This is a genomic window from Ideonella sp. B508-1, from assembly GCF_000333615.1.
Classification (GTDB): domain Bacteria; phylum Pseudomonadota; class Gammaproteobacteria; order Burkholderiales; family Burkholderiaceae_C; genus Ideonella.
This window is the reverse complement of sequence record NZ_BADL01000253.1, coordinates 1-7,328: the sequence shown is the minus strand read 5'-3', so window position 1 is coordinate 7,328 and position 7,328 is coordinate 1. Positions and strand designations below refer to the sequence as shown.

Sequence of the window (7,328 nt, the reverse complement as noted above, 5' to 3'; positions counted from 1 at the left end):
GGCTGAACGCCATTCACCGCTGAACGGGCCGCCTGCGGGCGGCCTTTTACATGGCAGGGATCTAAACATGAGTCGCAACACCGAATGGCATGACCGCAGCCTGGCCGCGGTCTGGCACCCCTGCACCCAGATGAAGGCCCATGCGGCCGAGGGGGCGCCGCTGCCGCTGGTCCCCGTCGCCCGGGCCGAGGGCCTGTGGCTGTACGACCATGACGGCGGCCGCCTGCTCGACGGCATCAGCTCCTGGTGGGTCAACCTCTTCGGCCACGGCCACCCGGCCATCCGCGAGGCGCTGATCGACCAGCTGCACCGGCTGGACCATGTGATGCTGGCCGGCTTCACCCATGCGCCGGTGGTGGAGCTGTCCGAGCGCCTGTCGGCCCTGACCGGCCTGGGCCACGCCTTCTACGGCAGCGACGGGGCCTCGGCCACCGAGATCGCGCTGAAGATGAGCGCGCACTTCTGGCGCAACCAGGGCCGCCCGGGCAAGAACCGCTTCATCGGGCTGGCCGGCGGCTACCACGGCGAGACCGTGGGCGCGCTGGCGGTGACCGACATCGCGCTGTTCCGCGAATCCTATGCGCCGCTGGTGCGTCTGGCCGCCACCGTGCCCAGCCCCGACGCCCGCCTGGCCCAGCCCGGCGAGACGGCCGAGGACGTGGCCAACCGCGCCGCCGATGCGCTGGCCGACTGGCTGGCCGAACATGCCGACGAGACGGCTGCGCTGATCCTGGAGCCGCTGGTGCAATGCGCCACCGGCATGGCCATGCACCACCCGCGCTACCTGCAGCGGGTGCGCGCGCTGTGCGACCAGCACGAGGTGCATCTGGTGGCCGACGAGATCGCGGTGGGCTTCGGTCGCACCGGCAGCTGGTTCGCCCACCAGCAGGCTGGCATCCGGCCCGACTTCATCTGCCTGTCCAAGGGCCTGACCGGCGGCACGCTGCCGCTGTCGGCGGTGCTGACCACCGACGCGGTCTATGCCGCCTTCTACGACGACCAGGTGGCCCGCGGCTTCCTGCACTCGCACAGCTACACCGGCAACCCGCTGGCCTGCCGCGCCGCGCTGGCCGCCACCGAGCTGCTGGCCCAGCTGGACCCGGTGAAGGTCAGCGAGCTCAGCGGCGCGCGCCTGTGGCGTCAGTTCGAGGGCCTGAGCCAGCACCCGCGGGTGCGCTTCGCCCGCCGGCAGGGGATGATCTTCGCCTGGGACGTGGCCACCAGCCTGCCGGATTTCGCCCGCCGCTTCGCCCGCCACGCGCTGGCCCAGGGCGTGCTGCTGCGTCCCATCGGCAACACCGTCTATGCCATGCCGCCGCTGGTCATCAGCGAGACGGAAGGCGAGTTCCTGGCGCAGGCCGCCCTGGCCGCGCTGAACGCCACGCTGGCCGAAGAGACCGGCGGTGCCCCCAGCACCCAGGGCGTGGTCGACGGCGTCTGAGACTTCTGAGAAGAAACCATGTTCAAAGGCTGTTTCGTCACCGGCACCGACACCGGCATAGGCAAGACCCTGGGCAGCTGCGTGCTGCTGACCGCGCTGGCGCGCCACCACGCCAAGGTGGTGGGCATGAAGCCCATCGCCTCGGGCCTGATCCCGCACGAGGGCGGCTGGGCCAGCGAGGACGCGCTGGCGCTGCGCGCGGCCTCCACGCTGAAGGTGCCGCCCGAGCTGGACAACCCCATCTCGCTGCCCGACCCGCTCTCGCCGCATCTGGCGGCCGCGCGGGCCGGCCGGCGCATCGAGCTGCCCTTCCTGGTCGAGCGCTACCAGACCCTGGCGGCCCAGGCCGACGTGGTGGTGGTGGAAGGCGCGGGCGGCTGGTACGTGCCGCTCAACGAACAGCACATGATGTCCGACCTGGCTGCCGCGCTGGGCCTGCCGGTGGTGCTGGTGGTGGGCCTGCGCCTGGGCTGCCTGAACCACGCGGCGCTCAGCGCCGAGGCCATCCAGGCCCGCGGTCTGACCCTGGCCGGCTGGGTGGCCAACCGGGTCGACCCGGACATGGCCTGCCAGGAGGAGAATCTGGCCTGGTTGAAGACCCACATGACCGGGCGTGGCGTGCCGCTGCTGGCCGACATCCCCTGGCAGGCCCAGCCCGACCCGGCGCGGGCCACCGTGACACTGCCGACCGACTGGACCTGAAGATCCGGCGCGCGCGGCCAGGGAGTGATGCGATGAGTTGGCTCGACGAGTTTTCCCACCGCCTGAACGAGCTGGAGGCCGAGCACCTGCTGCGCCAGCGCCGGGTGGTCACGCCGCTGCCCGGCGCCCTGATGCGGGTGGACGGCCAGGCCATGCTGGCCTTCTGCAGCAACGACTACCTGGGCCTGGCGGCCGATGCCTCGCTGGCCGAGGCGGTGCAGCAGGCCCTGCCGCACTACGGCGTCGGTTCCGGCGCCTCGCCCATGGTCAGCGGGCACAGCGTGGCCAATGCCGCGCTGGAGGAGGAGCTGGCGGACTTCGTGCAGCTGCCGCGGGCGCTGTACTTCTACGCGGGCTTTGCCACCAACGTGGGGGTCATTCCGGCCCTGGTGGGCCTGGGTGACGAGATCTTCGCGGACCGGCTGAACCATGCCAGCCTGATCGACGGCGCGCTGCTGTCGCGGGCCCGCATGCAGCGCTACCGCCACGCCGATCTGGAGCAGCTGGCCCGGATGCTCCAGGCCAGCGAGGCCAAGCGCAAGCTGATCATCAGCGACGCCGTGTTCAGCATGGATGGCGATGTGGCCGACATCCCCGGCCTGCTGGCGCTGGCCGAAGCGCACGATGCCCTGCTGCTGCTGGACGATGCCCACGGCCTGGGCGTGATGGGCCCGCAAGGCCGTGGCGCCTTGGCGGCCGCCGGCCTGACCGGCGCCAAGGCCTCGCGCCGCATCCTCTACATGAGCACGCTGAGCAAGGCGGTGGGCGTGGCCGGCGGTTTCGTCGCGGGCGACGCCACGCTGGTGGAATGGGTGCTGCAGAAGGCCCGCAGCTACACCTTCGCCACCGCGGCGCCGGCCCTCCTGGCCGAGGCCATCCGCGCCGCGTTGCGCCGCATCGCCCAGGGCGATGCACTGCGCGATCAGCTGCATGCCCGCATCCTGCAACTGCGCCGGGGGCTCACACCGGCGGCCGATTCGCCCATGGCCAGCCTGGGCTGGGCGTTGATGCCCTCGGACACCCCGATCCAGCCCCTGGTGGTGGGCCAGAACGCGGTGGCCCTGGCCCTGACCGATGCGCTGCGCCAGCGCGGCCTGTGGGTGCCGGCCATCCGTCCGCCCACGGTGCCGGTGGGCACTGCCCGCTTGCGCATCGCGCTCTCGGCCGCGCACACCGAGGCCGACGTCGATCGCCTGCTCGAGGCCCTGCACGCGCTGGCGGCCGAGCAGTTCCAGGCGGTGCTGCGGGCCGACTGAGCCCCGCGCGCTCAGCCCTTCACCGGCTTCAAGATCACCAGGGCGCGGCGCAGGCTGGCCGTGCTGGGCTTGTCCACGAACACGCAGCGCTTGCCGGTGCGCTTGCAGTGGTCCTTCACCCGCCAGTAGGCGTCGTGGCTGATGCAGCCGGTCTGGCAGATCACCAGGTCGGCGGCGGCCAGCGTGCTGTCCAGGCGGGCGATGTGGTCCTGCTCGCCGCCATCGTGGTGCATGAAGCGGGCGCCCACCTCTTCGATCAAGCGTCGGTAGGCCGGCACGCTGGCCGGGCGCCCGCCCACGCACAGCACGGCCCGCTCGCCCAGCGCCTCGCCGGTGGCCGGCTCCTGCGGGCCGGGGGCGTCCTGGGGCTCGACGCGAGGCGTCTGATCGTCCGGCGGCTCGGTCTGGGTCTGGCGCAGGCGCTCCATCTCCAGGGTCTGCTGGGTGCGCAGCAGCGCGCGCTCCAGGTTCTGGATGCGCTCGAGCTGCCGGGCCAGCTGTTCACTCAGCGCCTGGCGGCCGCGCAGGTCGGGGATGCTGGCCTCCAGGGCGGCCAGGTCTTCGCGCAGGCAGGCCACCAGCGTGTCCCGACCGACCAGGGCGGCCCGGGCCAGCACCAGCTCGGACTGCGTGCGCTCGAGCTTCTGCGCCTGCTCGCGGGCCTGCCGCGTGCATCGCTCCTGCACGCGGGCCAGCTCATTGGCCAGCACCCGGTTCTCGTCGAGCAGGCTGTCCAGGCGGGCCAGGTCGGCGCGGTTGGCTGCGCCGGCCTGGTGCTGCAGCAGATGGATGTCCTGCAGTACGCGCTCCTCCAGCAGCGCATCGCAGCGCGAGTGTGTCAGCGTGGCCCACAGCGCGCCGGGCACGCTGTCGCCCTGGCGCTGCTGCTGCCACCACCCGGCCAGGGCCTCGGTGGTCTTGAGCTTGAGGCTCTGCCGCACGGTCAGCAGGTAGCGCCGGTCCAGCTCCTTCTGCACGGCCTCGGCCATGGGGGTGCGTTGGCGGCAATCGCTGTTCACGCCGCAGTGCAGCTCGTAGTCCGTGGCCAGGGCCTGACCGCCCAGCACCTTGTCGGCCAGGCGCCGCACCAGCGGCAGGGGCAGGCACACGCCGATCACCGGGCAATGGGCGTGCGGCCCCAGCTCCCAGATGCGTCGGCGTCGCGAGCCCAGTCGTTCAGGGATCAACGGCGTGGCCGGGCGGCAGCACGGATCGCCATCCGGGCCGGGGCCGGTGACCGGGCTCAGCGGACGGGGGGACAGGAGGTTCATCGCGGTCTCCTCAGGCGTGCAGATCGGCCACCAGGCGCTGCCAGCAGCAGCGTTGGGCCGGGGTGTCGATCGGGTGCAGGGTCAGCAGGGGGCGGCCCTGGCGATCGGTGCATTCCAGCCAGGTGCGAACGCCGCCGGGCGTGGTGTCGTTGCGCAGCAGGATGTCGCCGATCGCCGGGTCTTCCCAGCTCAGCTGCTTCTGGCCGCAGACGGTTCGCGCGAGCTGCCGTCCCTGCGCCTGGACCGGGGGGCGCCAGGCCCCAGTGAGGCTCAGCTGAGCGGGCGAGCCCGCGGAGCGAACCGTCAGCGACAGGCCTTGCAGGTGGGCGGCGTGCAGCACATCGGCCAGCAGCAGGTCTTCCATCACCTTGGCGCCTTGCCGGCCGTGCGGGCTCGGTTCGGTGGCTGGGGCAGGGGGCGGGAGTGTCTTGAACTGGGGCCTCAGGCAGGGGTCGCCCCAGCGGGCCAGCAGGCGTGCCAGCCGGTCCGGGTCGGCATCCAGGGGCCATTGGACGGTCAGCAGGGGCAGGCCGTTGACATCGAAGAGGGCCAGGCGATGCTGGCGGTGTCCCGAAGGGTCCGGGGTCTGCACCACATAGGCCCAGCCCCAGGCGTCGATGCCGGCATCGAGCGCCATGCCTTCGGCCCGCAGCGTGCCGGGGCACTCTGGCACGACCGTGGCCTCGCCCAGGTAGCTCAGGCCGCTGCGACCCTGGCCGACCTGCCAGCTCAGCGGGCCCTGCAGGCTGAGGGCACGCAACAGGGAGCCCCAGTGCGGCAGCAGCCGCCACACCCTCAGGCCCTCGCCCGCGGGCCAGGCGCCCACCTGCAGGTCCAGGGCCAGAGGGTTCCAGGCGGAAGGGTTCACCGCGTGGGATGGAGGGGACGAACACCGTTCGGCGACGTTCAGCATGGCAGCTCCTCAGGCGAAGAAGCGCACGGGCTGGCAGTGGGCTGGCGGTGTGCGTGAAGCGAGACGGGCGCTGAACTCAGACCCGTTCGCACGGACGGCAGACAGAAAAGGGGCGAGTCGGAGGGGGGCTGGGAATGGGGGGATGTGGCCGGTCAGCGGCGCGCCATCACTTGGTCAGGATCAGCTTGCCCAGGGCCGTGAGCCGGAGCCGATACACCTGATCGCCATGGTGGATCTCCGCCTGCTCGGCCTGGCCCAGCAGGGTGCGGCTGTCCCACCGGGGGCAGCCGCTGGAGGCCGGACGGGGCGCTGCGCACGCTTCGTCCGGGCCGGGTGTTGGAGAGGGGATGGGGGCATGGGAGAGGACATGGCCGCATCGTAATGCGAATGATTCGCATTGAATAATCAACCATGTCAATCATGTGGGCATGGGGTGTGTGTCGCTTTGTTGTTGCAACTGATTCTCATTAATATGCGCGAGTTCCCCAGCCAGCCAAGGCCAGCCCGGGTGGTCGTTTGGTGTCGGCAGGGGGGGGTCATGTCATGGATCACCGTGTCGGCGCGTGTTGTTCCAGCCATTTCCCATGCAAACACGTTCACGCTTCGTCCGCTCTGCGCCTGTCCCCGTGGCGCTGGCCATCGCCTTGCAGTTCGGCCTGTCCGGGGCCCGTGCCCAGTCGGTGATCGCCCCGGGGCCGGCCGCCAGCGCCCCGGCGGCCACCGACACCACCCTGCCCACCGTGACGGTCACCGGCGAGGCCCAGGGTCCGGATGCCCCGGCCGCGCGCCGACACAGCGATTCCGCCCTGGGCCTGGACCTGTCGGTGCGCGAGACGCCGCAGTCGATTTCCGTCATCACCCGCAGCCAACTGGATGACTTTCACCTCAGCAATGTGAACGCGGCCCTGGCCAACGCCACGGGCATCAATGTGGAAAAGGTGGAGACCGACCGCACCTACTACACGGCCCGCGGCTTCGACATCACGAACTTCCAGCTCGATGGCGTGGGGCTGCCCATGAGCTTCGGGCTGCAGAACGGCGACCTGGACACCGCGATGTTCGAGCGCATCGATGTGATCCACGGGGCGGCCGGTCTGCTGACCGCCACCGGCAACCCCTCGGCGACGGTGAACTTCGTGCGCAAGCGACCCACGGCGGACTTCCAGGCCAGCGTCGGGCTGAGCGCGGGCTCCTGGAACGATGTGCGTCTGGACGCCGATGTCTCCACCCCGCTGACGGCCGACGGCCGTGTGCGCGGCCGGGTGGTGGTGGCTGGCGAGGACAGCGACTCTTACCTGGACCGCTATCACCTCCGCAAGGGGGTGGCCTATGGCGTGGTGGAGGCCGATATCGGACCCAGCACGCTGCTGACGGCGGGCTTCTCGCGCCAGAACAACCGGCCCACCGGCGTGATGTGGGGGGCGCTGCCGCTGAACTACACCGATGGCAGCCAGACGAATTACCCCCGCTCCACCAGCACCTCGCCGGACTGGACCTACTGGAACACCGACACCTCGATCGGCTTTCTGACGCTGAACCACCAGTTCGACAATGGCTGGACGGCCCAGCTGCAGGCCACCCACAAGGACGACCAGCAGCGGGGGCGCATGGTCTATGTCTACGGCACGCCGGACAAGAGCAGCGGCGACGGTCTTTCGATCTGGCCGTCCACCTACACCGATGTGGCCAGTCAGAACCTGGTGGATGTGCGCGCGCACGGCGCTTTCGAGCTGTTCGGTCGCCAG

Annotated in this window: 7 protein-coding genes; 4 read left to right on the top strand and 3 right to left on the bottom strand. The window is 71.0% G+C overall.

Annotation, left to right across the window (positions count from 1 at the left end; translation table 11 throughout):
• Positions 1-67: 67 nt before the first annotated feature.
• The 3 genes from bioA to bioF are packed head-to-tail and all read left to right on the top strand — an operon-like array spanning position 68 to position 3,399.
• Positions 68-1,441 (top strand): adenosylmethionine--8-amino-7-oxononanoate transaminase, encoded by a 1,374-nt coding sequence (bioA, locus tag I73_RS10465; RefSeq protein WP_022980558.1) that lies wholly within the window; start codon positions 68-70, stop codon positions 1,439-1,441.
• 18 nt (positions 1,442-1,459) lie between these two features.
• Positions 1,460-2,143: a dethiobiotin synthase gene (gene bioD / locus I73_RS10460; protein WP_022980557.1), complete on the top strand. Its 684-nt coding sequence runs from the start codon at positions 1,460-1,462 to the stop codon at positions 2,141-2,143.
• 32 nt (positions 2,144-2,175) lie between these two features.
• A complete protein-coding gene (gene bioF, locus I73_RS10455; RefSeq protein WP_022980556.1) occupies positions 2,176-3,399 on the top strand; it encodes an 8-amino-7-oxononanoate synthase in 1,224 nt (407 codons plus the stop codon).
• Between the two features lie 11 nt (positions 3,400-3,410).
• Here bioF and I73_RS27300 read toward each other — a convergent pair whose 3' ends face one another.
• The 3 genes from I73_RS27300 to hemP form a co-directional block, all read right to left on the bottom strand.
• Positions 3,411-4,670 carry a DUF2325 domain-containing protein gene (locus I73_RS27300; RefSeq protein ID WP_022980555.1) on the bottom strand — a complete coding sequence of 420 codons (1,260 nt, stop codon included), beginning with the start codon at positions 4,668-4,670 and terminating at the stop codon, positions 3,411-3,413.
• A 10-nt stretch (positions 4,671-4,680) separates the two neighbouring features.
• Positions 4,681-5,583: a hypothetical protein gene (locus I73_RS10445; RefSeq protein WP_148289772.1), complete on the bottom strand. Its 903-nt coding sequence runs from the start codon at positions 5,581-5,583 to the stop codon at positions 4,681-4,683.
• 166 nt (positions 5,584-5,749) lie between these two features.
• Positions 5,750-5,992 (bottom strand): hemin uptake protein HemP, encoded by a 243-nt coding sequence (gene hemP, locus I73_RS31590; RefSeq protein WP_234409471.1) that lies wholly within the window; start codon positions 5,990-5,992, stop codon positions 5,750-5,752.
• 175 nt (positions 5,993-6,167) lie between these two features.
• Here hemP and I73_RS27295 point away from each other — a divergent pair.
• Positions 6,168-7,328, top strand: a 1,161-nt coding sequence (locus I73_RS27295) for a TonB-dependent siderophore receptor (protein WP_040500216.1), incomplete at its 3' end; no start/stop codon positions are given.